We start from the raw sequence: 25,756 nt of genomic DNA on the forward strand, positions 1-25,756 counted from the left end.
AACCGTGTGGCTGATCGATCGCTGACTAGAAGTACGCAAGCCGACGCGCGACCAGCGCGAGGCAGGGGGCCAGACGGGCGATGCCGATCGTGCGACCGAGTCTCGAGACCATTCGTCGGGTCGCTGTCGGGTCCGGCTCGAGGGGCAGGAGACCGAAGTGGGTCTGGAAGCCGATCTCGGTGACGACGAATCCCGCAGACTGGAGAAGATGGCGGACGCCTCCCCGACCGTAGGTGCGGAGGTGATGGGGCTGCCCTGCCCGATCGGGATACGCCGCCGCGCGGCGGGCGCTGAGCTCGTGAACCGACCATCGATTGGGCAGGAACGTGACCACGAGCGTCCCCTCCTTCTTGATCACCCGACTCAGCTCCTTGATGCTCTCGTACTCCATCGGCACGTGTTCGAGTACGCCGGCAGCGATGATCACGTCGAATGACTCGGCGTCGTAGGGGAGCAGGTACTCGTGGTCGAGCTGCCGGTAGTCCAAGCCGGCTGCGTCGTGAAACACCCGGTACGCCTCGGCGTCCACGGTGTCGCATCCGTGGATGTCGATTCGACCACCGGTGCTCTGGGCGATCAGGCACGCATCGGGCGCGTGGCGGCATCCCCAGTCGAGGACGGAGCTCGCGCTCTCCGTGTAGCGCCGGTACCACTCGAAGACCTGCTCGGTGCCGCGCACGAAATCCGGAGCGGCATGCTTCTCGAGGTATTCGTCTCGTCGGACTGCCTGTTGATGGCTGTACAGACGGGAGAGGAGACGAATCCGATCGAGCCGGGCGCTCGTCGACGGACGCACATCGCCTTGCACGGCGGGAGTGTACGTGCACCACGAACGGCACGGGACGAGCCGACCACTCCAACGGGCCCTTCACCGTCCCGGCGACGACGTCGGGACCCGCCGGCCCTCGCCGTTCCTGCCACACGAGCGCGCCCCCGTAACCTGGGTGGTCGTGGCGCCCAGCTTGACCGACTACGTGATCATCGGGGCTGTCGCGGCCGTCGCCACGTTCGTCGTCACGCCGATCGTCGGCGCGGTCGCTCGTGCCCGCGGGTGGATGGTCGAGCCGAACGAACGGTCGGTCCACACCAGCCCGATGCCCGAGGTCGGTGGTGTCGCGATGCTGTTCGGCTTCTTCGTCGCGCTGCTCGTCGCGCTCTCGCTCGGGCGGTTCGACATCCTCTTCGAGGACAACTCCGAGCCGATCGGCATCGCGCTCGCCGCGCTGGTGGTGTTCGCCACGGGGTTCTTCGACGACATCTTCGACATGGCGCCGCCCGGCAAGGTCACCGGCGTCGTGCTCGCCGGCCTCGTGCTCTGGTGGTTCGGCGCCACGATGTTCTACTTCCGGGTGCCGTTCTTCGACGTCATCATCCTGTCGAGCGACTGGACGCCGCTCGTCACGGTGCTCTGGGTGCTCGGGATGACCCAGGCCATCAACTTCATCGACGGCCTCGACGGGCTGGCGGCCGGCATCGTCGCGATCGGCGCGACGGCGTTCTTCCTGTATGCCAACAAGCTCGACGATCTCGGCCTCCTCGCCGAGCAGAACCTCGGCCCGCTGATCGCGATCATCACCGCCGGCATCAGCCTCGGGTTCCTGCCGCACAACTTCAACCCGGCCCGGATCTTCATGGGCGACAGCGGCGCGTTCCTGCTCGGACTGCTGCTCGCGGTGTCGACCAGCGTCGTCGGCGGCCGCGCCGACCCGAACGCGCAGGGCTTCGTCGGCCAGACGTTCTTCTTCTTCGCCCCGCTGGCGATCCCGCTGCTCATCCTCGGCGTGCCGATCCTCGACACGTTGTTCGCGATCGTCCGGCGGGCCTCGAAGCGACAGGCGCTCGACGTCGCGGACAAGGGCCACCTGCACCACCGGCTGATGAACCTCGGGCACGGCCACCGGCGCAGCGTGCTCATCCTCTGGACCTGGACGGCGTTGCTGTCCGGGTTCGTGCTCTATCCGGTGCTGACCGGCGAGAACCCGAGCTACCTGTCGTTCGGGGTCGGCGCCCTGGGCATCGTGCTCTACACGGTCCTGCATCCGAGCGTCCGTCGCAAGCGGGCCATCGCGGTCGAGGCCGCGCTCAACCGGCCCGCATCCGAGCAGCTCGACCCGTCCCGGCCCGAACGTCGCGAGGCCGACGAGGCGCACGACGAGGCGCACGACGACGACGGTGACGACGACGGTGACGAGGCGGAGAACGGCATCGCCGGTGACGCGGACGGTGCCGGCGACCGGGCCGATCCGGGCGACGACGGCGCCGGTGATCCCGACGATGCCGTGGTCGAGCAAGCCGGCGGCGCGCCGCCCGCCGACGGCACGGCCAGGCGCCGACCGGCCGACGATGTGCTGCCCGCATCCAGCGCCGCCGTGTCGTCGCGCAGCAGAAAACCGTGATTGCCCGGGTCGAGAGTTGCTCGTAGGGGAGGGCGCCGAGTAGCTTGTGCCTGCGTTCACAAAGCCCGTGCACCCGCCGTCCCCGCACCGGGCCGACACCGTCTCCATGAAGCTCCTCTTCACGAACATCGACCGCGCGCAGCGGCCCAGGTCCGACGCCGCCGCGACAGCCGGCGATGATTCGCTCGGCCGGGGGATGGATCTGGCGCTCACCGTCCTCGCGTTCCTCGTGATCGGCTGGCTGCTCGACCGGTGGCTCGGGCTGTTCCCGCTCTTCACGATCGCACTCGTGCTGTTCGCCGCGGTCGGGTCGTTCGTCCGGATGAAGTACGTCTACGACGCGCGGATGGAGCGCCTCGAGGCCGAACGCGCCGCCCGGCTCACCGACGGTCGCACCTCGCGCGACGGTCTGGAGGGCGCTGCGTGACGCCGGCCGCGGAACCGATGGCGACCCGCCTCGACGGTGATCCCGTCGAGATCAAGCTCTCAACCGACATGGCCAAGCGGGGCCTGTACGTGGCCCCCGCGATCATCATCGTCTGCGGCCTCGTCTGGGGGAGCGAGGGCGCCTGGTCCTCGGCGTACGCGCTGGGCCTCGTGCTCGTCAATTTCCTGCTGTCGGCGGCGCTGATCGCCTACACCGCCAAGATTTCGCTCGGCCTGATGATGGGAGCCACGCTGTTCGGCTACCTCATCCGGCTCGGGCTCATCATGCTCGCCGTCCTGCTCGTCAAGGACGCCGGTTGGATTTCGCTTCCGGCACTCGGAGCGACCATCATCGTGACGCACCTCGGGCTCCTCGTCTGGGAGCTCAAGTACGTCGCCATCTCCCTGGCCCACTCGGGCCTGAAACCTGCCCGCCCGTAACGAGACCTGAACGGACATCAAACGTGCTCGCACTCGAATTCCCGCCGATCAACGAGATCCTCCGCTGGAGGGACGTCGTGGAACCGATCGGTCTCAACAAGGTCGCGATCATCGCAGTCCTCGCGTCGCTGATCTCGATCGTCATCTTCCTGCTCGCCGCGCGTCAGGACGGCATGAAGGCCCCGAAGGGCGTGCGCAACTTCGCCGAGACGATCGTCGAGTTCATCGAGACCCAGATCATCATGCCGACGATGGGCCGCGACGGCATGGGCTGGACGCCGTTCATGCTGAGCCTCTTCGCGTTCATCTACCTGTGCAACCTGCCGGGCATCATCCCGGTCCTGTACATGCCCGCCACGGCTCGCATCGCGATCCCGATGTTCCTGGCGCTGCTGGTCTGGGTGATCTTCATCGGCGTCGGGTTCAAGCACCAGGGGCCGGCGTACATCAAGAACTCGCTGTTCCCGCCGGGCGTTCCCGGCCCGCTCTACATCCTGGTGGCACCGATCGAGTTCATCTCGACGTTCCTCGTCCGCCCGTTCTCGCTGACCGTTCGTCTCTTCGCCAACCTGCTCGCCGGCCACATCCTGCTCGTCACGTTCTCGCTGCTCTCCGAAGAGCTCTTCCAGGGTGACAACGCCGCCCTCATCCCGGTCGGCATCCTGCCGCTCTTCATGCTCATGTTCATCACTGCGTTCGAGGTGCTGGTCGGCTTCCTGCAGGCCTACATCTTCACGATCCTCGCCGCCGTCTACATCGGTGGCGCCGCCCACCCCGAGCACTGACCGTTCTCAGCCCTCTCCCATCTCAACACCAACCAGGAGATCAAACCCACCATGGAAGCATTCAGCATCCTCGCTCAGGCCATCGACGCCGACGGCCTCAAGGCGGCCGAAGCCGCCAGCTCCGCCGGCTTCGCCTATGGCCTCGCGGCCATCGGCCCCGGCATCGGCATCGGTTATCTCGTCGGCAAGTCCGTCGAGGCGATGGCCCGCCAGCCCGAAGCGGCCGGCATGGTGCGCACCACGATGTTCCTGGGCATCGCCTTCACCGAGGCGCTCGCCCTGATCGGCTTCGTGGTGTTCATCCTCATCGGTCTCTGATCGAGAGCGAACACCACATCAGGTCCACTACTCCCGTGAAGGAGATGACGTGCTGACAGCCGTCGTGACGAGGGGACTCGCGATCGAAGTCGGGTTCATCGCCGCCGATGACGACGACCTCGAGCTCATGAGCTTCGAGGAGTCACAAGACTTCTGCGAGTTCCCCTACGAAACACTCGAAGAGTACGAAGCGAACGCCGAGGCCGCGCACCCGTGCCAGGAGGGCCCGTCACCGCTCGCCGTCGAGGTGAAGGAGCTGGCGTGGGGCGCCGGCGCGTTCATCGTGCTGGCGCTGCTGATGCGGTTCTGGCTCTTCCCCGCCGTCAAGAAGGGCATGGAGGCCCGCTACTCGAGCATCCGTGAGGGGCACGAGCAGGCCGACACCGCTCGTGCGGCTGCCCGCGCCGAGGTCGCCGAGTACGAATCGGCACTCGCCACGGTGCGGTCGGAGGCCAACGAGCGGGTCGAGGCCGCCCGCCAGACGCTCGAGGCCGAGCGCACTGCCCGGCTCGCCGAGGTGAACGCAGCGATCGCCGCCAAGCGCGAGGCCGCTGCCGCCGAGGCGCAGGCGGCCCGAGACGCGGCACGAGCCGATGTGGCCGCCGCCGTCGGCGAGGTCACCAGCCGTACGATCGAGCTCTCGATCGGCCGGGCCCCCGACGGCTCGGCCGTCAGCCGGGCGGTCGACGACGCGATGTCCGCGGGGGTGCCGTCATGAGCCTCGCCGTCATCTTCGGTGCCGAGGGCAAGCCGATCGACGACGCCCGATCGATCGACTGGTTGTTCCCGGCCGACGCCGAGCTCATCTACGGCACGATCTCGTCGGTCCTGATCTTCGCCGCGCTGTGGAAGTTCGCCTGGCCGGCGATCAGGACCGCCATGGCCGACCGGACCAACCGCATCCAGACCGAGCTCGACGAGTCCGCCACCGCCCAGGCCGAGGCCGAGGCCGAAGCGGCGGACATCCGCCAGGCGGCCGGCGACATCGACGCCGAGCGTCAGCGGCTCTTCGCCGAGGCCGATGCCCAGGCCGAGCAGCTCCTGATCGAGGGTCGTGCCCGCCTCGACCAGGAGGTCGCCGAGCTCGAGGTGCGCGCCGACGCCGACATCGCGTCGGGCGCCACGCGGGTCAACGACGAGCTGCGAGCCGAGATCTCCCGGCTCGCCGGCGAATCGACCGAGAGCGTGCTCGCCGGCGGCGTCATCGACGATGCGGTCCACCAGGACCTCATCGAGCACTTCATCGCAAGGGTGGGACAGTCATGAGTGAGCGCAGCGAGCGAATCATGGTCATGGCGAGCGCAGCTCATCGGCGCAGTCGGACCTCATCCGGGGTGACCGATTCAACAGACGGGGAGGCGCGCCGATGAGTGACGCACGCATCGACGGCTACGCACGCGGCCTGTTCGAGGTCGCCCGCGCCGAGGGAACGCTCGACGAGGTCGAGGACGAGCTGTTCCGGTTCGCCCGCTCGTTCGAGTCGAGCGACGCGCTCCGCAACGCGCTCACCGACGAGATGGTGCCGGCCGGCAAGCGGCAGGCCATCGTCGAGGATCTGCTCGGCGGCAAGGCCACGCCGACCACCACGCAGTTGGTGTCGATGGTCGTCGGCTCCGGTCGCGGTCGCGATCTCCCCGCCATCATCGACAAGCTCGTCGCACGCGCGTCGAACTCCAAGAACCTCGAGGTCGCCGAGGTGCGCACCGCGGTCGCGCTCACCGACGACCAGCAAGACCGTCTGAAGGCGGCGCTCGCCAACGCCACCGGCAAGCAGGTCAACCTGAAGGTGATCGTCGACCCCTCCATCCTGGGCGGCATCGTCGCCACCGTCGGCGACAGCGTCATCGACGGCAGCGTCCGGACCCGCGTCGATCAGTTGAAGAGCCGCCTGTAAGGCGCCAGAAAGTAGTCGTAGGAACATCTGACATGGCAGAACTCACCATCTCCGCAGCCGACATCGCCTCGGCGCTGAAGTCCAACCTCGAGGGCTACGAGCCGTCGCTCGAGGCCCGCACGGTCGGCCGCGTGGCCGAGGTCGGCGACGGCATCGCCCGCGTGTCGGGCCTGCCCGGCGCCGCGGTGAACGAGCTCCTCGAGTTCGAGGACGGCTCGGTCGGCCTGGCCCTGAACCTCGACGAGGAGTCGATCGGCGCTGTCGTCCTCGGCGACACGAGCGCCATCGAGGAGGGCCAGACGGTCAAGGCCTCCGGCCGCATCCTCTCGGTGCCCGTCGGCGACGGCGTGCTCGGGCGCGTCGTCAATGCGCTCGGTGAGCCCGTCGACGGTCAGGGCGAACTGGTCGGCACGCAGCTGCGCCGCATGGAGATCCAGGCGCCCGGCATCCTCGGTCGCAAGCCGGTGCACGAGCCGCTCCAGACCGGCATCAAGTCGATCGACGCGATGACGCCGATCGGCCGTGGCCAGCGCGAGCTGATCATCGGCGACCGCAAGACCGGCAAGACGACGGTCGCGATCGACACGATCCTGAACCAGAAGGGTCAGGGCGTGAAGTGCATCTACGTTGCGATCGGCCAGAAGGGCTCGACCGTCGCGCAGACCGTCGAGACGCTTCGCCAGGGTGGGGCGATGGAGTACACCGTCGTCGTCACCGCACCGGCGGCCGACAGCGCGCCGTTCAAGTACCTGGCGCCGTACGCCGGGTGTGCGATGGGGCAGCACTGGATGGAGAACAACGAGCACGCGCTCGTCGTCTACGACGACCTCTCGAAGCAGGCCGAGGCGTACCGTCAGCTCTCCCTGCTGCTGCGCCGTCCCCCGGGTCGCGAGGCGTACCCCGGTGACGTGTTCTACCTCCACAGCCGGCTGCTCGAGCGCGCCGCCAAGCTGTCCGACGAGAACGGTGCCGGGTCGCTGACCGCACTGCCGGTCATCGAGACCAAGGCCGGTGACGTGTCGGCCTACATCCCGACCAACGTGATCTCGATCACCGACGGCCAGGTGTTCCTGCAGGAGAACCTGTTCAAGTCCGGTGTGCGCCCGGCCGTCGACGTGGGCATCTCGGTGTCGCGGGTCGGCGGTGCCGCCCAGATCAAGTCGATGAAGTCGGTTGCCGGCACGCTCAAGCTCGACCTCGCCCAGTTCCGCGAGCTCGAGGCCTTCGCCACGTTCGGATCCGAGCTCGACGCGGTGTCGAAGGCGCAGCTCGAGCGCGGTTACCGGCTCGTCGAGCTGCTCAAGCAGCCCCTCAACAGCCCGATGCCCGTCGAGGAGCAGGTCGTGTCGATCTTCGCCGGCACGAAGGGATACCTCGACGAGGTCCCCGTCAATGACGTGAAGCGGTACGAGGTGGAGTTGCTCGAGTTCATGCGCACCCGCCACGGCGGGCTGATGTCCGAGATCGGCACCGGCGGCGTCCCCGACGGGCTCGCCGACGCCGTGCAGGCGTTCACCGACCAGTTCGAGGCCTCCACCGCGCACGGCAAGCCCGTCGATCCGACGAGCGTCGACGCCGACGAGATGGCCGACGCCGAATCCACCAAGACCTTGGCCACGGAGTAATGGCAGGAGGTCAAGAACGCATTCTGCGGGGCCGGATCCGGTCGATGCAGGCGACGAAGAAGATCACTCGCGCCATGGAGCTGATCGCCGCGTCGCGCATCGTGAAGGCCCAGCAGCGCGTGCAGGCAGCCGTGCCGTACTCGCAGCAGATCACCGAGGTCGTGAAGGACCTCGCCGCTGCGGGCGGCAGCACCGATTCCCCGCTGCTGCAGGGCCGCAGCGAGACCAAGAACGTGTGTTACGTGGTCATCACCGCCGACCGTGGTCTCTGCGGCGGGTACAACGCCGGTGTCCAGCGTGCCGCCGAAGGTGAGATCAAGGCCGACGTGCAGTCCGGCAGGGGCTACGAGATCGTGCCCGTCGGGCGCAAGGCCGAGAGCTACTTCAAGTTCCGCGACTACCGGCTCGGGCGCAGCTTCGGCGGCTTCAGCGACAACCCCTCGTACGAGGATGCGAAGGAGATCGGCCGCCACGTCATCGAGCTGTACGCGAGCGGCCACGTGGACTTGGTCGAGCTGGTGTACACCCGCTTCATCACGCCGGGCAACCAGGAGGTCGTGCTGCGGCCGCTCGTGCCGCTGTCGACCGACACGGTCGTCGGCGGCGACGGCAAGGCCGGGTCCGATGACGGCACCGGCGCCGACTACGAGTTCGAGCCCGACCCCACCACGATCCTCGACACGCTGCTGCCCCGCTACGTCGAGGCGCGGGTCTACGCCGCACTGCTCAACGCGGCTGCCTCCGAGCACGCGTTCCGCCAGCGGGCGATGAAGTCGGCGACCGACAACGCCGACGAGCTGATCAAGAACCTCAGCATCATCATGAACCGTGCCCGCCAGGACTCGATCACCACCGAGATCATGGAGATCGTCGGTGGCGCCGAGGCGCTCGGCTCGGGCAACGACAAGGACGTGCGCATCATCGACTTCGGCGTCGACGCCGGCTTCGGCGGTGCACCCGCCGCCCCGATCACACCGTCGGCACCGTCGGCACCGGCAGGCGGCGCGACCGAGCCGTCCTCGGCCGGGCCGGCGACCGCCACGCTCGAGCCCGATCAACTCGACGAGGGCATCGACGGCATCGGCCCGGTCATCGAACGCAAGCTGAACGAGGCCGGGGTGACCACCTTCAAGCAGATCGCGCAGTGGACGCCCGACGAGGTCGAGCGGATCGGCGCGCTGCTGAACTTCAAGGGCCGCATCGAACGAGAAGACTGGATCGGGCAGGCCAAGGCCGCCCACCTCGCGAAGTACGGCGAGCAACTCTGAGGCCGTCAGGCCCGACACGAACGAACAACGGTTGAGGAGACACGACAGCCATGACCATGACGGAACCATCCACTGACCTGCAGGACGGCCGCGTCGTCGGCATCGCCGGCCCGGTGATCGACGTCGAGTTCCCGCCGAGCGCGCTCCCCGAGCTGAACGCGGCGCTGGAGTTCGAGGTCGAGGTCGAAGGCGTCACCACCAAGGTGCTCGCCGAGGTCGCCCAGCAGCTCGGCAGCGGCCGTGTCCGCGCCGTGTGCATGAAGCCGACCGACGGCCTGCAGCGCGGCACGTCGGTGCGCAACACCGGTCACGGCATCCAGGTGCCCGTCGGCGACAAGGTCCTCGGCCACGTCTGGAACGTGTGGGGCGAGGCGCTCGACGAGCAGCCCGACGGCTACGACCAGATGGAGCGCTGGGACATCCACCGCGAGGCGCCCACCTTCGACGCGCTCGAGCCGTCGGCCCGCATCTTCCCGACCGGCATCAAGGTCATCGACCTGCTCACCCCGTATGTGGCGGGCGGCAAGATCGGCCTGTTCGGTGGTGCCGGCGTCGGCAAGACGGTGTTGATCACCGAGATGATCAACCGCGTGGCGTCGCAGCACGGTGGTGTGTCGGTCTTCGCCGGCGTCGGCGAGCGCACCCGTGAAGGCACCGACCTCCGGCTCGAGATGATGGAGTCGGGCGTGTTCGAGAAGGCCGCGCTCGTGTTCGGCCAGATGGACGAGCCACCGGGCGTCCGCCTCCGCGTCGCGCTCTCGGCGCTGACGATGGCCGAGTACTTCCGCGACGTCCAGAACCAGGACGTGCTGCTGTTCGTCGACAACATCTTCCGGTTCGTGCAGGCGGGTTCCGAGGTGTCGACGTTGCTCGGCCGCATGCCGTCGGCCGTGGGGTACCAGCCGACGCTCGCTGACGAGATGGGTCAGCTCCAGGAGCGCATCACCTCGACCCGAGGCCGCTCGATCACGTCGCTGCAGGCCGTGTACGTGCCCGCCGACGACTACACGGACCCGGCGCCGTTCACGACGTTCACGCACCTCGACGCGACGACCGAGCTGAGCCGGCAGGTCGCGGCGCTCGGCATCTACCCGGCGGTCGACCCGCTGGCGTCGACGTCGACGATCCTGTCGCCCGAGGTCGTGGGCGACCACCACTACAACGTCGCCCGCAACGTGCAGGAGACGCTGCAGCGTTACAAGGAGCTGCAGGACATCATCGCCATCCTCGGTCTCGACGAGCTGTCCGACGAGGACCGCCTCACGGTCAACCGGGCCCGCAAGATCCAGCGCTTCCTCTCCCAGCCGTTCTTCGTCGCCAAGGTCTTCACCGGCCTCGACGGCGAGTTCGTGCCGGTCGAGGAGACCGTCGAGAGCTTCGAGGCGATCCTCAACGGCGACCTCGACGACGTGCCCGAGCAGGCGTTCCTCAACGTCGGCGGTGTCGAGCAGGTCCTCGCCAAGGCCCAGGCGCTCCAGGACAGCTGATGCCGCTCATGATGGCCGGGGCTGGCATCGGCTGCGCTTCGGCTGCTCCCTCCGTGTGGCCGTGCTCGCTGGCGGGCGCCGTCGGCCACCTGCGCACGAGGTCGTACGGACATGGCTGAACCGATGAAGGTCGAAGTGGTGTCGCCGGAGGAGGTCCTCTACTCCGGCGAGGCGACGATGGTGATCACTCGGACCCTCGGCGGCGGCGAGATCGCGTTCCAGGCCGATCATGCGCCGTTCCTCGGGGCCCTCCAGGAGAACCACACGCGGGTGTACCAGGTCGGTGGCGAGATCGAGGACATCGCCGTGCACGGCGGGTTCGTCGAGGTCGGCAACAACACGGTCTCGATCCTCTCCGATGCGGCCGAGCTCGGCAGCATGATCGACATCGAGCGAGCCCGGCGGGCGAAGGAGCGCGCCGAGGAGCGACTGCGTCACGAGCACGACGCCGAGGCGATCAGTGCCCTCGCTCGTGCCCACGCTCGCCTCAACGCCGCAGGCGCCGGCATCTGATCGGGCTGCGCACGGGCTCGGGCTAGCAGCCCTCGCCTCCCGGAGCTGCGGGGCTCGCTTCGCTGCGCTCCTCGCCTCCCCGCCCTTCAGGGCGCGGTCGGCCGCGGCGAGATGACTGGCTTCGCCTTCCCTGCTCGCCGTCTCCGCTGCGGCGCTCGCCCACTGAACGCCTGCACTCGGGTCGGCGGCGACGATGTCCTTGCGGGCCCGTGTTCCCCCGCTCGGTACGCTCGCGCGCATGACGTCCTATCCGTTCCGGTCGGCGCTCGTGACGGGGGCATCGTCGGGGATCGGGGAGGCGATGACCCGCGAGCTCGCCGCGGCCGGTGTGCCGACCGTCGTCGTCGCACGGCGGCAGGACCGCCTCGACGAGCTCGCCGACGAGCTCGACGGCATCGAGGTGCTCGCCGCCGACCTGACCGACGCCGGTGGGCAGGCCACCGTGGTCGAGCGCGTTCGCGACGGCGACGCTCCGGTCGAGCTGGTCGTCAACAATGCCGGGTTCGGTACGAGCGGCAGGTTCCACGAGCTCGACGCCGATCGCCTGGCGGACGAGATCGAGCTCAACATCGCCGCGCTGACCCGCATCAGCAACGCCGCGATCTCGGCGATGGTGCCACGCGGTGTGGGCTGGTTGCTCAACGTGTCGAGCGTCGCCAGCTTCCAGCCGGCGCCCGACCTCGCCGTCTACGCCGCCACGAAGGCCTATGTCACCAGCCTGAGCGAGAGCCTCCACGAAGAGGTCAAGGGCTCCGGCATCAACGTGACGGCGCTCTGTCCGGGCCTCACGAGAACCGAGTTCCAGAGCGTCAGCAGCACCGAGCAGTACGTCACGCAGTTCCCGAGGTTCCTCTGGACCACCGCCGAGGACGTCGCACGGACCGGTCTCCGCGACGTCGCGGCGAATCGCACGATCTCGGTCCCCGGGACGCTCTACAAGGCCGTCGTCGGCCTCGGCGGGCCGATCCCGCGAGGACTCAAGCGTCGGCTCTCGGGACTCGTGCAACGGCAATGACGATCGATCGTGTCCGTGTCGTCGTGGCCGACATCACGACCCTCGACGTCGACGCGATCGTCAACGCCGCCAACTCGTCACTGCTCGGCGGTGGTGGCGTCGACGGCGCGATCCATCGAGCGGCCGGTCCGGATCTCCTCGAGGAGTGCCGAACGCTCGGAGGATGCGAAACGGGCGATGCGAAGGTGACCGCCGGCCATCGGCTGCTCGCGTCGTGGGTGATCCACACGGTCGGTCCGGTGTGGCGCGGCGGCCTCCACGGCGAATCGGAACTGCTCGCGAGCTGCTACCGGCGGTCGCTCGAGGAGGCGGCACGCGTCGGCGCCGCGAGCATCGCGTTCCCCGGCATCAGCACCGGTGTCTTCGGGTACCCGATCGATGATGCTGCGGAGATCGCCGTCGCAACGGTCCGTTCGTGGCTGACGTCCCACGCGATCCCGGGTGAGGTGCTCTTCTGTGCCTTCAATGCCGAGTCGGCTCGGGCGCTCGAGGCTCTTCTGGCGGGTTGACGGTCGCGGCCATGCACCGGCTGATCTCGACGGGCACGCCGAGGCACCAGTCGGCCGTGGCGACGCCGGCGCGGGGTGCGGTGATCGGGCGACCATCGGCCTCGGACGATCGACCGCACGGGCTGCGAGCATGAGCGCCCCGCGCCGGCCGGACCTCGCCGCCGGGCAACACGGCGACGCCGGCGACCGGCCGCACCCCGAACGCATCGGCCGGCGACGGTTCATCCAAGGTCTCGGCGCAGTTGCCGGAGCCGGTGCCCTGACCACGGTGCTTCCGCCGGGCGCAGCGCACGCGGCCGTGCCCGAGGGGGCCAGCAGCTACCGATCGCTCGCCACAGCGGTCCGCGTGCTCGACACCCGCGAACCGGCGAGGTACCGGTTCCGCACGGTCGCGCCGAACCGCCTGCGGCTGAAGATCGCCGGGACCAACGGGGTGCCCCGGCGAGCATCCGCGCTGGTGCTGACGGTCACCGCCGTCAATGCGTCGCAGCCCAACTTCCTGACGGTCTTCCCCTCGGATGCGGCCGTCCCGTTGGTGAGCAACCTCAACCTCGTCGGAGCCGGCGACGTCGCTGCCAACCTCGTCACGGTCAAGACGGGCACCGACTCGTCCATCGATCTGTTCTCGCTCGCGTCGTGTGAGGTGATCGTGGACGTGCTCGGCTACTACCAGCCCCAGACGACGATGACGCGGGAAGGCCGCTTCGTCGGGCTGGCGACGGCGCGGCGGGCGATCGACACTCGACCCCATCTGGTCGGCAACGACTCGGTCACCGTCGTCGATGTCAGTCGGTGGGTGCCGCCCGACGCCTCGTCGGTCGTCATCAACCTGACTGCGACGGAGTCGACCGGCCCGGGGTTCTTCACCGCGTTCGGCTTCTCCGATGCGCAGGTACCCGGCACGTCGAGCTTGAACGTGGCTGCGGCCGGCTCGACGCGCGCTGCTGCCATGATCGTGCCCGTCGATGACGTCGACGGCAGGCGCCGGATCAAGATCTTCGCGCTGACGCCCGCCAAGCTCATCGTCGACGTCGCCGGGTACTTCACCGGGCCGACCAGCGAGCTGTCGCAGGACGGTCTGTTCGTGCCGCTGGTGCCGGTTCGCATCCTCGACACCCGCCGACCGGGCGAGATGGGCAAGCTGTGGGCCGAGTGGGTCGTCGAGGCCGCCGTGACGGGCCGCGCCGCGAGCGGTGCCTCAGCGATCGCAGGCAACCTCACCGCCGCGGACACCCGGGCGGCCGGCTTTCTCACGATGTCGCCGGCCAGACTGCCGATCCCGCCGACGTCGAACGTCAACGTCGTGGCGCCGGGGTCGGTCGTGGCCAACCACGTCATCACGCCGATCACGCGCTGCCACGGATTCCAGGTGTTCTCGTCGCACGGCTCGCACGTGGTGTTCGACATCGCCGGCTACTTCACCGGCGTGCCTGCGACGCCACGACTTCCCAGGTACCCGAACCCCGCCCCCTCGACCGGGACGACCGGGGCACGGTCCGGGCGCGGCGCCGGTGGTCCTCGCCACATCGTCTGTGTCGTGGTCGATGATCCCCCGCACGACGCCATGCAGGCGCTGCCCTGCCTGGCTGCGTCACCCATGGGAAGTTGGGTCGACTTCCCGAACGGCATCGTCTCACGACCTCTGTGCGCACCGTCACGGGCGACGATCCACAGCGGCATGTACGCACGCCGACACGGTGTGCTCGCCAATCCCAATGCCCACGGTGAGCTCGAGTCTCGCTGGTGGCTTCCCGACCGTGCGCTCATCGGCGCACAGCTCCACGACCACGGCTACCGAACCGGCATGTTCGGGAAGTACCACCTCCCCATCGAAGGGGACCGCGGGCGAGTCGATGCAGTCGCTGTCGGATGGGACCGATGGGTTGCCGTGCCCGATGGCAGCACCGTCTACTTCGACTACCGCCTCAACGACGACGGGAACCTCGTCGACCATCGGGGTTCCGGCGTCCACCTCACCGACCACCTCTTCGACGAGGCAATCGAGTGGATGGTGTCGGATCCGGCAACGCCCACGTTCGCGTACCTCGCACTCAAGGCCCCGCATCTCCCCGCAGTGCCGCCCGCGCGGTTCGCCGACTCCTACACGCTCGGCGACCTGACACGGCCGCCGAACTACAACGTCGTGGGTGCGGACGAGCCGAGCGCGCTGGCGTCGATCCCGCCGCTCGACGCCCGGCAACTCGCCGTTGTCGAGGACGATCACCTGCAGGCGTTTCGAACGTTGCGCGCGGTGGACGACGGCATGCACCGGCTGTTGAACGCGATCGAGGAGGCGGGCATGCTCGCCGACACCGCCGTGTTCTTCCTGGCCGACAACTCCAACATCTACGGTGCCCACCGACTCACCGGCAAGGGCCACCTGTTCGAGGAGTGCATACGAGCGCACCTGCGCGTGCGCTGGCCGGCGTCGCCGGCCAACCGCACGTCATCGGCCGTCGTCTCGAACATCGATCTCGCTCCGACCTTCGCCGAGATCGGTGGCTTCGAACTGCCGGAGCCACCGGATGGCCGATCGATGATGTCGCTGCTCGACGGTCACATCGACGATGACGAGTTCAGAGTCGACACACTCGTCGAACGACCGACGCTCGACGACTTCCGCGCCCGGGGCATCAGGCGCTCGCGCTGGAAGTTCATCAGGTACCGCACGGGGGAGGAGGCCCTCTACGACCTCGTCGCCGACCCGGGTGAGCTCGCCAATGTGGTCACATCCCACCCTGACCGGGCCGACGAGATGCGGGCGAGCCTGCTCGCCCTGGAGGCCTCGCTCGGGGACGGGTTCTACGAGTGGGAGTGACGCTCGGGCGCACGGTGCGACGTCGGCCCGCCAGCGAGATGCCGGAGGCAGGTCCTCGAGGCGACGATCGCGTCCGAGGTCGTCTCGTGCGCCCGCGGTGAGCGGACGAACGCGGCGGTCAGGTGTAGTCGATCGCGCTGAACTCCTGCAGCTTGCGGACGCGGTGCCGGGCGTCGATGAGCCGCACCGTGCCGCTCCGCGACCGCATCACCAGGCTCTGGGTCCGGGCGCCCTGCGAGTCGAAGCGCACGCCGCGCAGCAGCTGGCCGTCGGTCAGGCCGGTCGCGGCGAAGAAGCAGTTGTCGCCTTGGATCAGGTCGTCCTGCATGAGCACCTGATCGAGGTCGAGCCCGGCCTCGGTGACGGCGGCGTGCTCGTCCTCGGACTGCGGTGCCAGGCGGGCCTGCATCTCGCCGCCCATGCTCTTGAGCGCCGCCGCGGTGATGACGCCTTCTGGCGTGCCACCGATGCCGAACAGCACGTCGACGCCCGCCTCGGGCCAGGCGGTCGCGATGCCGCCGTACACGTCGCCGTCGCGGATCAGCCGGATCCGAGCACCGCTCGCACGGACCTCCTCGATCAGGGCCTCGTGGCGGGGCCGGTCGAGGATCACGGCGGTGAGGTCGCGGACGCTCTCCTGCTTCGACTTGGCGATCCAGCGCAGGTTCTGGGTCACGCTGGCGGTGATGTCGATCGCCCCGACGGCGGCGGGGCCGACGGCGATCTTCTCCATGTAGAACGAGGGGCCCGGGTCGAACATCGACCCACGTTCGCCGACGGCGATCACCGACAGCGCGTTGCTGACCCCTTTGGCCGTGAGCGTGGTCCCGTCGATCGGGTCGACGGCCACGTCGACGTTGGGCTCGCTGCCGTCACCGACGACCTCGCCGTTGAAGAGCATCGGCGCCTCGTCCTTCTCGCCCTCGCCGATGACGACGAGGCCGTTCATCTGGACGCTCGAGAGGCTGAGCCGCATGGCGTCGACCGCTGCGGCGTCGGCGCCTTCCTTGTTGCCACGCCCGACCCATCGAGCCGCTGCGAGCGCGGCGGACTCGGTGGCTCGCACCAGCTCCATGGCGAGGTTTCGGTCGGGACGCTGCGCGGCCGGACTGGGCATGAGGCTCACCGTAGTGGCCTCATGCCCAGCCGGTCACATCTGCTACCCGCTGGGTCCGGACCGGCGCCGGTGACGCCTGGGTCCCTTGGCCTCGCGCCGCAACCGGCTGTGGCCGGCGGACTTGCGGAGCGACTCGTGCCGATCGGCGACGAGCTGACGCAGGAGGTGTGGATCATTGCCGTACATGGCGGTGCCTTTCTGTTGGTGGTGTGAGACGGGGTGACGGGAGATCCCGACGGCGCGCACGCGCCCGGATCGTGCCGACCGGAACGGGGCGCGGCGAGCGGCGGTCGGCGGACCGCGGGTCACGGACGACGCAGCGGTCGCCGGTCGAACCTCGGCGCTCAGCTCATCGGCTGGGCGAACGCACCGACGGCGGGGCCCCACTGATTGCCGAGCGCGGCGATGCGGGTGGCGCAACGATCGATGTGCAGCATGGGTCCTCCTTTCGTCGGGTTCGGACACTCACACGGTGCCGCACGGGACGGGCGTCGATCAAGTGGGTTTCGCGTCGTACGCTCGCACCTGATGGAGATCAGCGTCGAGATGTGCCTGGCCGGCCGCGATCTCACCGAGCCGCGACTGTCACCCGACGGCCGCTCGGTCGCGTTCGTCGTCCGCTGGGGTGGTGGCGTGGCGATCGCGATGGTGCCCGTCGACGGGGGGCCGGAACGGATCCTCACCACCGAGCCGCATCCGTCGCCGGGTCGCGGCCTCGGTGGCGGCTGCTTCGACTGGATGCCCGATGGCTCCGGGGTGGTGTACGCAGCCCGAGACGGCGATGTGTGGCTGCAACCGGTCTCGGGCGCACCACCGAAGCGGATCACCGCCGTCGGTGACGAACGTCGAGCAGAGGCCCCGGTGGTCTCCCCGGACGCAACGTCCGTCGTCGCCGCCGTCGACCAGGCCGAGATCCGGCGTTGGACGCTCGACCAAGCCGGCGGGGCCGGCGGAGCCGCCGATCTCGTCGATGGCGAGCGGCTCGACGACGGCTCGGCCGACTTCGTGTTCGATCCGTACATCACACCGTGCGCGAGCACCGTGCTGTGGACGGCGTGGGACGTGCCCGACATGCCGTGGGACGCCGCCCGCGTCGAGCGACTCGTGCTCAGGAGCGGCGAGCGCGATCGGTTCGAGGGCCCGACGTCGGTGCACCAGCCCCGGACGATGCCCGACGGTCGCGGGGTCTGCGTCCGGGACGACACCGGGTGGCTCAACCTGTGGCTGGAGGACGCGCCGCTCGTCGATGAGCCGTTCGAACACGCCGGGCCGTCGTGGGGCATGGGGCAGCACTCGTTCGCGGTGTCACCCGACGGCTCGCGGATCGCCTTCACCCGCAACGAACGCGGTTTCGGCCGTCTCTGCGTCGTCGACGTGGCGACCCGCACGGTGGTCGAGGTCGCCCGCGGCGTGCACGGTCAGCTCTCGTGGGCCGGCGACCGCGTCGTGGCCCTGCGAACCGGCGCCCGCACGCCCACGCAGATCGTGGCCTACGACACCGCCGACTGGTCGCGGACCGTGCTCGCCGTCGGGCCGGTGCTCGGTTGGGAGTCGGCCGAGCTCCCCGAACCCGAGCTGGTCGAGGTCGACCACGACGGGCACGTGCTGCACGCCCGGCGATACGTCGCAGGGCGGGGCCGCACCCTGTGCTGGATCCACGGCGGACCGACCGACCAGTGGCAGGTCGAGTTCATGCCGCGCATCGCCTACTGGTGGGCCCAGGGCTGGGACGTCCTCGTGCCCGACCCGCGCGGTTCCACCGGTCATGGACGCGAGTACCAGCAGGCGCTGCGCTCGGAGTGGGGCCGCCTCGACGTCGACGACACCGCCGCCGTGCTCGCCGCGTCGCACGCCGCGGGCCGCAGCTCGCCGGCGACGACGGTCATGATGGGCAGCTCGTCGGGTGGCCTGACCGCGCTCGGCGTGCTCGGGCGCCACGCCGGGTTGGCCGCCGGCGCCGTCGTGCTGTACCCGGTGACGGATCTGGCCGTCCTGGCCGACGAGAGCCACCGCTTCGAGGCCCACTACACCGTGCACCTCGTCGGGCCGTCGAGCGACGTCGAGCGATACGAGCAGCGATCGCCGGCCGGGTGCGCGGACGCCATCGACGTGCCGATCCTGGTGATGCACGGCGACGACGACCCCGTGGTGCCGCTGTCGTCCACGACCAGCTTCGTCGAGCGGGTGCGAGCGGCGGGCGGCGACGTCGAGCTGGTCGTCATGGAGGGCGAGGGCCACGGCTTCAAGGACCCTGCGAACAAGCGCGCCGACTACGCGCTCACGGCGGCCTTCCTGCGGCGCGTGCTCGGCGACCGGTAGCGTCTCCGCATGCCCTTCGTGAACAAGTCCGGCGGTGACGGCGAGGAAGAGTCGACCGACGTCGCGGCCGGCGCCCCGCCGTTGTTCGACGTCGAGTTCGACCCCAACGACCCCGCTCAGACCAAGGTCCACTACAACCTCACGGGTTGGAGCATCGATCAGCGTGCCGAGCTGGCCGAGACGCTCGCCGAGGTCGGGGTACCCCACGTCTGGGAGGGTGAGGAGCTGGTCGTACCCGAAGCCGTCGAGGAGGGCGTCGACCGGCTGTTCGACGAGCTCGAGGCCGAGATCGGGCCGTTCCCGGTGCCCCTGCTCGAAGGCCAGGCCTCCACCGAGTTCGGCCTCGACGAGTGGCCGTTCGGCGACATCGAGATGTTGAAGGAGTCGCTCGTCGACGCCGAGATCCCCCACGCCTGGGAGGGTCGCAGGCTGATCGTCGCCCAGGACGCCGAGCACGTCGTCGACGACCTGCTCGATGCGATCGAGGCCGGTGAGGTCGCATCGCTCGACGAGGAGACCGAGGCGCCCGACGGTGCGCTGCACGACCTGTACCGGGCCGCCGACCAGCTGGCGCGCGACATCACCCACGGCCGTGCCCGCAAGGCCGTGCTCGACCTCGTGCCGCGGCTGTCGCCGAACGCGCCGCCCTTCGGGCTGGCCGTCGGCGCGTGGGCGTCCATCGTCCAACGGGGCCAGGACCTCGTGTACCTCTTCGAGGCAGGTGCCGATCCCGAGCAGCTCCTCGAGAAGGCCAGCGAGCTACGCGACGTGGCCCGCCCCTACGTCTGACCGACCGAGCGGCGGGAATCCTCGGCTCGCCGAGATCACGACGGACGGCAGCGCTACCCTCGCATCCGATGCTGTTGGCCGAGCTCGAGGTCTTCCACACCCGACCCGCCGTCCCCACGAGGCGCGTGGCGCTCGGCCATCTGGTGCTCCCCGTCGACCCTGCGCCGGGCTTCGGCGGCCTGCTGCTCGGGGCCGTCATCGCCAACCACATCACGGGTGTGCCGGTCGAGTCGATCGGCGACGTCACCCGCCTGATCGGCGAGGTCGAGAACGGGGCGCGCGTGGTGCAACCGCGGTTGCGTCACCGATTCCAGGTCGACCGCCACGGGCTCTCGCACAGCCGGCACACCATGCTCGGCGACGGCGACGACATCGAGTTCGACTTCGCCACCACCGGCAGCGATCTCGCCCAGGTCCTCGGTGCCGTGTACGCCCTCGAGCGTCTCGAGCCCGCGAGCCGACACGTGATCGCGCCGGTGCTCCGCAAGGCGATCACGTGGCGGGGTCCGATCGGCCCGGCGCTCGTCGCGCACCTGGCCGGCGCGCAGTCGTCGACGCTCGCTGCGATGGCCGACCCGATGGCCTGGGCGCTCGACGTGCTCGGCTTCGCGCCCGACGCCAAGCAACCCTCGAAGCGCGAGGTGACGAGGCACTTCCGCCGCCGGATGCGCGACGTGCACCCCGACCACGGCGGCGAGGCACTCGACGCCAGCAAGGCGATCCTCGACCTCAACGAGGCGCGCCGCATCCTGACCGGCAAGGTGGCCTGACGTGCTGCATGGCCGAGCGGGGATCCGCCGAGCGTGACGCTGCTCCTGTATCCCGGTGCCGGCACCGACTCCTCGCACCCGTCGCTCGTTGCGATCGACCACTGGGTCGCGCCTCACCGATGCGTCCGTGCCGACTTCCCGTACCGCCGGGAGGGCCGGCGGGCGCCGGACCGGGCGCCGAAGCTGCTTGCTGCGGTTCGCGACGAGATCGCGTCGCTCGACGACGGTCCGCTGGTCCTCGGTGGTCGCTCGATGGGGGGCCGCATGTGCTCGATGATCGCAGCGGGCGCCGACGGGCAGCCGCCGCCGTCGCAGCTCCGCGGCCTCGTCCTGATCTGCTACCCGCTGCACCCTCCCGGCAAGCCCGATCGCCTGCGGGTCGAGCACCTGCCCGACGTCGCGGTCCCGACGTTGTTCATCTCGGGGACGAAGGACGCGTTCGGTTCACCCGGCGAGCTCACCACGTGGTCTGCGACGATGCCGAAGAAGGCCAAGGTCGCCCATCTCTGGATCGAGGGCAAGGGCCACGACCTGAAGGGGGCCGATCACACCGTCGCCGGCGCCGTCCGCGACTTCATGGACCGTGTGATTCGGTGACCGCCGGCGCAGCCGGCCCGACGTCTTCGGGGTTCAGGTCCTCCAGCTCGCGGTGGGCCGTCTCGGGGAACCGCGTGAGCACGAGGACCACGACGACCAGCTGCCCGAGCGACACGAGCCCGATCACCTGGCTGTAGGGAAGTCCACGGTCGAGGAGTTGGCCGACGAGCAGGAGGCCGCCGATGCCGCCGATCAGCGCCGATGCGGTCAGCAGCCCCGCGGCCCGCCCCCGGTTCCCCGTCGGGAACATCTCGGCTCGGTAGACGGCGAGCGCGGGGAACGCGATGCCGCCGACGAAGCCCCCGCCGAACGCCGAGAGCCACATCGGGGCGTCGTCGACCGAGAACGACAGGAGGACCAGCGCCGTCGCGATCGGGATCGTGACCGCGATGAGGCGGCGTCGACCCCGGATGTCCGCGAGCCGACCGCCGACGATCAGGCCGATCCCGGCCGGGGTCGCGGTGGTGAGCGTGAACAGGGAGATGAGCCCGGCGTCGAACCCGCGGATGTCCCGGAGGTAGCTGTTCTGGAAGAAGCTGGCCGGCGCGACGAAGAAGTTCGCGCCGACCGCCACCGCTGCGAGGACGGCGAACCGTCGCCGGTCGAGCGGCGGCGCGATGCGGTGCGGACGTTCGAATCGCTTCGTCTCGGGAAGCCGGCGCGCGATGTCGACGGCGACGACCAGCCAGATCAGCGTGACGAGGTAGACGAACCGCCATCCGCTGTCGCCGAGGTCGGCGAGGGGCAGCGCCATGACGGCGATGCCGGCGCCGAGCCCGCTGGCCATCGCCAGCACGCTGACCGCGTAGGCGCGGCTGTTCCGCGGCATCTCCTCGGCGGCGACGACGGCGATCAGGAAGTCGAGGGCGAGCCCGAGCGGCCGCCCGATCGCCTGCGTCGCGACGAGCAGCGGGAAGCTCGGCGCGAGCGCGCCGAGTGCCGTGATGGTCGGCGCCGCCCAGGCCACGACCCGGATGACGCGCTGCCGGCCCACGCGGTCGGCGAGCACGGCGAAGGGGATCGCGATGACGATGCCGGCGCGCACGATCGAACCGGCGACGCCGACGCCGGTGTTGCCGACGCCGAAGTCGTCGGCGGCGAACTTCACGGTTTGCGTGAACAGCGTGTTCGTGAACGCCGACGACATCGACGCCGCCGCGAGCAGCCCGAGGATGAGCGCCTGCCGCTTCGAGATCTGGTCGGGCGGTGCCCACCAGGGCGACCGGCCACGCGCCACGTCGGGTGCGCCGTTGCGTCGCCCGAGCAGGGCGCGCACGGGCAGCGCGAACAACCAGCCGAACCACGGAATCGCGAGGTGGTACTCGGTCGTCTCGATCAGCTGGCCGTCCCGCTCCGCGATGCGACGTCGATAGGTGCCGAACGGGCCGGTCTCCTGCTCGAAGACGCCGTCCCCGCACGCTCGTTCGATCAGTAGGTCACGGCGCGGGCTGGCGAGGCGTTCGCGAACGGCGGGTTCGTCCGGCCACGCGCGGGTGACCGTCCGACGCCCTGTGAGCACGGCCGGAGCATACTGGCGTACCCGAACCAGGCGCCGTCGGAGCGGCTACGACGAGTCCGAGGGTCGCCCGAAGCTCGGGTCCATACTGATGGGGTGATGACCGATCGAGTGACCACAGCCGAGGGGTCGGGCGGCGACTGCTGCATTGCGGTGCGCAACACCGGGCCGCTGTCCGGCGAGGTCGCCGTCCCCGGCGCGAAGAACTCGGTGCTCAAGCTGATGGCTGCGAGCCTGCTCGCCGACGGCACGTTCGAGCTCTCGAACGTGCCCGACATCATCGACGTCTCGATCATGGCCGAGCTTCTGCGCGCGATCGGCGCCGAGGTCGAGGTTCTGGGACGGGGCGCCGTGACGATCCGCAACACCGGCGACCTCACGCCGGTGGCGCCGTTCGAGCTCGTCGAGCAGATGCGGGCCTCGATCAACGTGCTCGGTCCGCTCCTGACCCGCTGCGGGCACGTGCGGCTCTCGATGCCCGGTGGCGACGATTTTGGCAGCCGACCGATCGACATGCACATCGCAGGGCTCGAGGCGATGGGCGCGTCGTTCTCCTACGGCGAGGACTACGTCGAGGCGAGTGTCGATCGCCTCCGCGGTGCCGACATCATGTTCAAGTTCCCGAGCGTCGGTGCCACCGAGAACCTCGTCACCGCCGCGGTCTACGCCGACGGGGTGACGACCCTCGAGAACGCTGCACGCGAGCCCGAGATCATCGATCTGTGCGAGTACCTGGTCGCGATGGGCGCGCAGATCGAGGGCATCGGCACGTCACAGCTCAGGATCACGGGCGTCGCGCCGGGTTCGCTACGCGCCTGCGAACACGAGACCGTGCCCGACCGCATCCAGGCTGCGACGTACATCGCGGCGTGCGCGGTCTCGGGTGGGCGGCTCGACCTGCTGAACGCCCAGGCCGGCCACATGCAGATGGTGCTGACGAGGTTCCGCGACATGGGCCTCGAGTTCGAGCCGTTGCCGTACGGTCTCCGCGTCGCCGCCCCCGGACGCCTGCGGTCGACCGACTTCGCCACGTTGCCCTACCCGGGCATCGCCACCGACTACAAACCGTTGATCACCACGATGCTCTCGGTCGCCGAGGGCGTCGGCATCGTCACCGAGAACCTCTACCCGGGTCGCTTCCGGTACGTCGAAGAGCTCCAGCGGCTCGGTGCCGACATCCGGACCGATGGGCACCACGCCGTCATCCGCGGTGTCCCCCGCCTCGTTGCGGCCGAGGTCACGGCGCACGACATCCGCGCCGGCGCAGCGATGGTCGTGGCCGGTCTCGCAGCCGAAGGCACCACCACGATCACGGGCGTGCACCACATCGACCGTGGCTACGACGACCTCGTCGGCCGGCTGCAGCGCATCGGCGCCGACATCACCCGATTCGACGCCTGACCCGCTCCGCAGTGCTGATCGGGTTGCGCCCGACCGGCACAACTGGATCGGCTGACCTGCGGGGCTGGCCGGCTCCGCCCCGCTGCGCCGCTCGCCCGCCGCATCGCGGTGCCGGTTCTGCGCCCGGTGGCTCCGCCGGACCGACCACGTCGGATCTGGCTCGGCCTGGCAGAGCTCGTCGTTTCCGCGACCGCGCCTCGACGCTCGCGCACCGCTCGTCGGTGCGGTTTCGACGCCGAGGGATCGGGCTCCGCCGGGCTCTCGCGTACCGATCTGCTCAGGGCTTCGGTGCCGGCGCTTCGTCGTCGGCCGCGGCCTGCGCGTCGACGCGGCGCTTCGCGAGCGCCAGGACCCCGATGATCAGCACGATCGGTCCCCCCACGAGCAGGATCTCGTCCCAGCCACCCTGATGGGCGATCAGCGCGGGGATCGTCTCCATGGCTCGGAATCGTACGGGGTTCGCTGATTGAATGGTCGCTGCCATGCGTGCCCAAGTCGAAGCCTGCATCGAAGTCATTCGCCCGGCCCTCCAGGCCGACAACGGCGATGTCGAGCTGGTCGACGTCGACGAGTCGAGCGGCGTCGTCACGGTCCGCCTGGTCGGGGCCTGCGGGACGTGTCCGGTCTCGACGCAGACGCTGAAGGGTGGCATCGAGCGAATCATGCGAGACCGCGTCGACGGGGTCACCGAGGTGGTCAACATCGCCGAGGCCGAAGCGGCGATCGACAGCGCCGTCTGAGCGGCCATGGCGAGATCGAGCGACCCCCACGACCTGTTCGCGTCCGCTCAGAACGGAGACCGAGGTGCGATCGCCCGGCTGCTCTCGTTCATCGAGCGCGGCGGCGAGCCGGGGCGGCTCGTCGGTCGGCTCGCGTATCCGCTGAGCGGCGAGGGCTACACCGTCGGGTTGACGGGCGCACCCGGCGCCGGGAAGAGCTCGCTCACGAGCGCGCTCATCGGCCACCTCCGGTCACTCGAGCTCGAGGTCGCCGTGCTGGCGATCGACCCGTCGTCGCCGTTCACCGGCGGCGCCATCCTCGGCGACCGCGTGCGCATGCAGGACCACGCCACCGACCCGGGCGTCTTCATCCGGTCGATGGCCACCCGCGGGCACCTCGGCGGGCTCGCTCTCGCCACCCCCGAGGCGGTCAGGTTGCTCGACGCGATCGGCCGGCGGTGGATCCTCGTCGAGACGGTCGGCGTCGGGCAGGTCGAGGTCGAGGTCGCCGGGAAGGCCGACACCACCGTGGTCGTCGTCAACCCGGGATGGGGCGACAGCGTCCAGGCGAACAAGGCCGGCCTGATGGAGATCGCCGACGTGTTCGTCATCAACAAGGCCGACCGCAACGGTGTCGACGAGACGCGTCGTGACCTCGAGCAGATGCTCGAGCTGTCCGATCTCCCGAGCGATGCGTGGCGCCCGCCGATCGTGCCCACCGTGGCCACCGACGGCACCGGCGCCAGCGACCTGTGGGAGGCGGTCGGCGCACACCGCGAACACGCGGAACGGAGCGGTCAGCTCGCGAAGCGACGCTCGTTCCGGTCGAGCGAAGAGCTCCGAGAGATCGTGGCCAACCGGTTGCGCGAGCGAGCTCGCGACATCTGCACCGGCGATCGCTGGGACGCCCTCTCCGCCGCGGTGGCCGACCACTCCACCGACCCGTGGACGGCCGCCGACGACATGCTCGCCGGCGTCGACGCCTGATCGGCGTTCGACACCGCCGGTCGATCGGTGATCGACCAAGATGGCG

The 25,756-nt window shown here is 69.6% G+C and carries 26 protein-coding genes; 22 read left to right on the top strand and 4 right to left on the bottom strand.

Going from position 1 to position 25,756, the window contains the following annotated elements:
* Positions 1-25 precede the first annotated feature (25 nt).
* Complete coding sequence (locus tag QNJ12_RS08400) at positions 26-808, bottom strand: bifunctional 2-polyprenyl-6-hydroxyphenol methylase/3-demethylubiquinol 3-O-methyltransferase UbiG (protein ID WP_300621537.1); 783 nt, start codon at positions 806-808, stop codon at positions 26-28.
* Positions 809-950: 142 nt separating this feature from the next.
* Between QNJ12_RS08400 and QNJ12_RS08405 the strand changes: the two genes are divergently transcribed.
* The 15 genes from QNJ12_RS08405 to QNJ12_RS08475 all read left to right on the top strand — a co-directional run bounded on the left by QNJ12_RS08405 (position 951) and on the right by QNJ12_RS08475 (position 15,495).
* Positions 951-2,396, top strand: a complete 1,446-nt coding sequence (locus QNJ12_RS08405) for an MraY family glycosyltransferase (RefSeq protein ID WP_300621539.1) — start codon at positions 951-953, stop codon at positions 2,394-2,396.
* Positions 2,397-2,502: 106 nt separating this feature from the next.
* On the top strand, positions 2,503-2,823 hold the full coding sequence (locus QNJ12_RS08410; RefSeq protein WP_300621542.1) for an AtpZ/AtpI family protein: 321 nt from the start codon (positions 2,503-2,505) through the stop codon (positions 2,821-2,823).
* Complete coding sequence (locus QNJ12_RS08415) at positions 2,820-3,263, top strand: ATP synthase subunit I (protein WP_300621544.1); 444 nt, start codon at positions 2,820-2,822, stop codon at positions 3,261-3,263. The genes QNJ12_RS08410 and QNJ12_RS08415 overlap by 4 nt, the downstream gene beginning before the upstream one ends.
* A gap of 23 nt (positions 3,264-3,286) precedes the next feature.
* Entirely contained in the window at positions 3,287-4,048 is a 762-nt protein-coding gene (gene atpB / locus QNJ12_RS08420) for a F0F1 ATP synthase subunit A (RefSeq protein WP_300621546.1), read from the top strand.
* A 51-nt stretch (positions 4,049-4,099) separates the two neighbouring features.
* Entirely contained in the window at positions 4,100-4,366 is a 267-nt protein-coding gene (gene atpE, locus QNJ12_RS08425; RefSeq protein WP_300621549.1) for an ATP synthase F0 subunit C, read from the top strand.
* A gap of 49 nt (positions 4,367-4,415) precedes the next feature.
* Complete coding sequence (locus QNJ12_RS08430) at positions 4,416-5,084, top strand: ATP synthase F0 subunit B (protein ID WP_300621551.1); 669 nt, start codon at positions 4,416-4,418, stop codon at positions 5,082-5,084.
* Positions 5,081-5,632: a hypothetical protein gene (locus QNJ12_RS08435; protein WP_300621554.1), complete on the top strand. Its 552-nt coding sequence runs from the start codon at positions 5,081-5,083 to the stop codon at positions 5,630-5,632. Before QNJ12_RS08430 ends, QNJ12_RS08435 begins: the two co-directional genes overlap by 4 nt.
* Positions 5,633-5,732: 100 nt before the next feature.
* A complete protein-coding gene (gene atpH, locus QNJ12_RS08440) occupies positions 5,733-6,260 on the top strand; it encodes an ATP synthase F1 subunit delta (RefSeq protein WP_300621556.1) in 528 nt (175 codons plus the stop codon).
* Between the two features lie 32 nt (positions 6,261-6,292).
* The gene (gene atpA / locus QNJ12_RS08445; RefSeq protein WP_300621558.1) at positions 6,293-7,885 is read left to right on the top strand and encodes a F0F1 ATP synthase subunit alpha; all 1,593 of its coding nucleotides are present in this window, start codon (positions 6,293-6,295) and stop codon (positions 7,883-7,885) included.
* A gap of 44 nt (positions 7,886-7,929) precedes the next feature.
* On the top strand, positions 7,930-9,153 hold the full coding sequence (locus tag QNJ12_RS08450) for a F0F1 ATP synthase subunit gamma (protein ID WP_367281767.1): 1,224 nt from the start codon (positions 7,930-7,932) through the stop codon (positions 9,151-9,153).
* A gap of 50 nt (positions 9,154-9,203) precedes the next feature.
* Positions 9,204-10,640 (top strand): F0F1 ATP synthase subunit beta, encoded by a 1,437-nt coding sequence (gene atpD, locus QNJ12_RS08455; RefSeq protein WP_367281768.1) that lies wholly within the window; start codon positions 9,204-9,206, stop codon positions 10,638-10,640.
* 111 nt (positions 10,641-10,751) lie between these two features.
* On the top strand, positions 10,752-11,153 hold the full coding sequence (gene atpC / locus QNJ12_RS08460) for an ATP synthase F1 subunit epsilon (protein ID WP_300621567.1): 402 nt from the start codon (positions 10,752-10,754) through the stop codon (positions 11,151-11,153).
* A gap of 238 nt (positions 11,154-11,391) precedes the next feature.
* Positions 11,392-12,168 (top strand): SDR family oxidoreductase, encoded by a 777-nt coding sequence (locus QNJ12_RS08465; RefSeq protein ID WP_300621569.1) that lies wholly within the window; start codon positions 11,392-11,394, stop codon positions 12,166-12,168.
* On the top strand, positions 12,165-12,677 hold the full coding sequence (locus QNJ12_RS08470; protein WP_300621572.1) for an O-acetyl-ADP-ribose deacetylase: 513 nt from the start codon (positions 12,165-12,167) through the stop codon (positions 12,675-12,677). The genes QNJ12_RS08465 and QNJ12_RS08470 overlap by 4 nt, the downstream gene beginning before the upstream one ends.
* 130 nt (positions 12,678-12,807) lie before the next feature.
* Positions 12,808-15,495 carry a sulfatase-like hydrolase/transferase gene (locus QNJ12_RS08475; protein ID WP_300621576.1) on the top strand — a complete coding sequence of 896 codons (2,688 nt, stop codon included), beginning with the start codon at positions 12,808-12,810 and terminating at the stop codon, positions 15,493-15,495.
* A 118-nt stretch (positions 15,496-15,613) separates the two neighbouring features.
* On the opposite strand, the gene glpX is transcribed toward QNJ12_RS08475, so the two are convergent.
* Positions 15,614-16,612 (bottom strand): class II fructose-bisphosphatase, encoded by a 999-nt coding sequence (gene glpX / locus QNJ12_RS08480; RefSeq protein ID WP_300621579.1) that lies wholly within the window; start codon positions 16,610-16,612, stop codon positions 15,614-15,616.
* Positions 16,613-17,140: 528 nt separating this feature from the next.
* Between glpX and QNJ12_RS08485 the strand changes: the two genes are divergently transcribed.
* The 4 genes from QNJ12_RS08485 (at position 17,141) to QNJ12_RS08500 (ending at position 21,087) form a co-directional block, all read left to right on the top strand.
* Positions 17,141-18,931: a prolyl oligopeptidase family serine peptidase gene (locus tag QNJ12_RS08485; RefSeq protein ID WP_300621581.1), complete on the top strand. Its 1,791-nt coding sequence runs from the start codon at positions 17,141-17,143 to the stop codon at positions 18,929-18,931.
* Between the two features lie 9 nt (positions 18,932-18,940).
* Complete coding sequence (locus QNJ12_RS08490; RefSeq protein WP_300621584.1) at positions 18,941-19,720, top strand: hypothetical protein; 780 nt, start codon at positions 18,941-18,943, stop codon at positions 19,718-19,720.
* Between the two features lie 68 nt (positions 19,721-19,788).
* Positions 19,789-20,490 carry a J domain-containing protein gene (locus QNJ12_RS08495; RefSeq protein ID WP_300621587.1) on the top strand — a complete coding sequence of 234 codons (702 nt, stop codon included), beginning with the start codon at positions 19,789-19,791 and terminating at the stop codon, positions 20,488-20,490.
* A gap of 33 nt (positions 20,491-20,523) precedes the next feature.
* Complete coding sequence (locus QNJ12_RS08500; protein WP_300621589.1) at positions 20,524-21,087, top strand: alpha/beta family hydrolase; 564 nt, start codon at positions 20,524-20,526, stop codon at positions 21,085-21,087.
* On the opposite strand, the gene QNJ12_RS08505 is transcribed toward QNJ12_RS08500, so the two are convergent.
* A complete protein-coding gene (locus QNJ12_RS08505; protein WP_300621592.1) occupies positions 21,065-22,606 on the bottom strand; it encodes an MFS transporter in 1,542 nt (513 codons plus the stop codon). The two genes, QNJ12_RS08500 and QNJ12_RS08505, sit on opposite strands and share 23 nt — an antisense overlap.
* A 96-nt stretch (positions 22,607-22,702) precedes the next feature.
* Here QNJ12_RS08505 and murA point away from each other — a divergent pair, with 96 nt between their 5' ends.
* Positions 22,703-24,004 carry a UDP-N-acetylglucosamine 1-carboxyvinyltransferase gene (murA, locus tag QNJ12_RS08510; protein ID WP_300621594.1) on the top strand — a complete coding sequence of 434 codons (1,302 nt, stop codon included), beginning with the start codon at positions 22,703-22,705 and terminating at the stop codon, positions 24,002-24,004.
* A gap of 277 nt (positions 24,005-24,281) precedes the next feature.
* Here the strand turns inward: murA and QNJ12_RS08515 are convergent, their stop codons facing one another.
* Positions 24,282-24,443, bottom strand: a complete 162-nt coding sequence (locus tag QNJ12_RS08515; protein ID WP_300621597.1) for a hypothetical protein — start codon at positions 24,441-24,443, stop codon at positions 24,282-24,284.
* A gap of 43 nt (positions 24,444-24,486) precedes the next feature.
* Between QNJ12_RS08515 and QNJ12_RS08520 the strand changes: the two genes are divergently transcribed.
* Positions 24,487-24,744 (top strand): NifU family protein, encoded by a 258-nt coding sequence (locus QNJ12_RS08520; RefSeq protein ID WP_300621600.1) that lies wholly within the window; start codon positions 24,487-24,489, stop codon positions 24,742-24,744.
* 6 nt (positions 24,745-24,750) lie between these two features.
* A complete protein-coding gene (meaB, locus tag QNJ12_RS08525; protein WP_300621602.1) occupies positions 24,751-25,710 on the top strand; it encodes a methylmalonyl Co-A mutase-associated GTPase MeaB in 960 nt (319 codons plus the stop codon).
* Positions 25,711-25,756 lie beyond the last annotated feature (46 nt).

The sequence above is a fragment of the Ilumatobacter sp. genome, from assembly GCF_030065885.1.
Lineage (GTDB): Bacteria > Actinomycetota > Acidimicrobiia > Acidimicrobiales > Ilumatobacteraceae > Ilumatobacter.

What these genes read in the sequence shown, in the direction of transcription:
- QNJ12_RS08410 (WP_300621542.1), top strand. Translation starts at nt 2,503, where the DNA reads ATGAAGCTCCTCTTCACGAACATCGACCGCGCGCAGCGGCCCAGGTCC.
- atpE (WP_300621549.1), top strand. Translation starts at nt 4,100, where the DNA reads ATGGAAGCATTCAGCATCCTCGCTCAGGCCATCGACGCCGACGGCCTC.
- QNJ12_RS08435 (WP_300621554.1), top strand. Translation starts at nt 5,081, where the DNA reads ATGAGCCTCGCCGTCATCTTCGGTGCCGAGGGCAAGCCGATCGACGAC.
- atpH (WP_300621556.1), top strand. Translation starts at nt 5,733, where the DNA reads ATGAGTGACGCACGCATCGACGGCTACGCACGCGGCCTGTTCGAGGTC.
- atpA (WP_300621558.1), top strand. Translation starts at nt 6,293, where the DNA reads ATGGCAGAACTCACCATCTCCGCAGCCGACATCGCCTCGGCGCTGAAG.
- QNJ12_RS08450 (WP_367281767.1), top strand. Translation starts at nt 7,930, where the DNA reads ATGCAGGCGACGAAGAAGATCACTCGCGCCATGGAGCTGATCGCCGCG.
- atpD (WP_367281768.1), top strand. Translation starts at nt 9,204, where the DNA reads ATGACCATGACGGAACCATCCACTGACCTGCAGGACGGCCGCGTCGTC.
- atpC (WP_300621567.1), top strand. Translation starts at nt 10,752, where the DNA reads ATGGCTGAACCGATGAAGGTCGAAGTGGTGTCGCCGGAGGAGGTCCTC.
- QNJ12_RS08465 (WP_300621569.1), top strand. Translation starts at nt 11,392, where the DNA reads ATGACGTCCTATCCGTTCCGGTCGGCGCTCGTGACGGGGGCATCGTCG.
- QNJ12_RS08470 (WP_300621572.1), top strand. Translation starts at nt 12,165, where the DNA reads ATGACGATCGATCGTGTCCGTGTCGTCGTGGCCGACATCACGACCCTC.
- QNJ12_RS08475 (WP_300621576.1), top strand. Translation starts at nt 12,808, where the DNA reads ATGAGCGCCCCGCGCCGGCCGGACCTCGCCGCCGGGCAACACGGCGAC.
- glpX (WP_300621579.1), bottom strand. Translation starts at nt 16,612, where the DNA reads ATGCCCAGTCCGGCCGCGCAGCGTCCCGACCGAAACCTCGCCATGGAG.
- QNJ12_RS08485 (WP_300621581.1), top strand. Translation starts at nt 17,141, where the DNA reads ATGGAGATCAGCGTCGAGATGTGCCTGGCCGGCCGCGATCTCACCGAG.
- QNJ12_RS08490 (WP_300621584.1), top strand. Translation starts at nt 18,941, where the DNA reads ATGCCCTTCGTGAACAAGTCCGGCGGTGACGGCGAGGAAGAGTCGACC.
- QNJ12_RS08495 (WP_300621587.1), top strand. Translation starts at nt 19,789, where the DNA reads ATGCTGTTGGCCGAGCTCGAGGTCTTCCACACCCGACCCGCCGTCCCC.
- murA (WP_300621594.1), top strand. Translation starts at nt 22,703, where the DNA reads ATGACCGATCGAGTGACCACAGCCGAGGGGTCGGGCGGCGACTGCTGC.
- QNJ12_RS08515 (WP_300621597.1), bottom strand. Translation starts at nt 24,443, where the DNA reads ATGGAGACGATCCCCGCGCTGATCGCCCATCAGGGTGGCTGGGACGAG.
- QNJ12_RS08520 (WP_300621600.1), top strand. Translation starts at nt 24,487, where the DNA reads ATGCGTGCCCAAGTCGAAGCCTGCATCGAAGTCATTCGCCCGGCCCTC.
- meaB (WP_300621602.1), top strand. Translation starts at nt 24,751, where the DNA reads ATGGCGAGATCGAGCGACCCCCACGACCTGTTCGCGTCCGCTCAGAAC.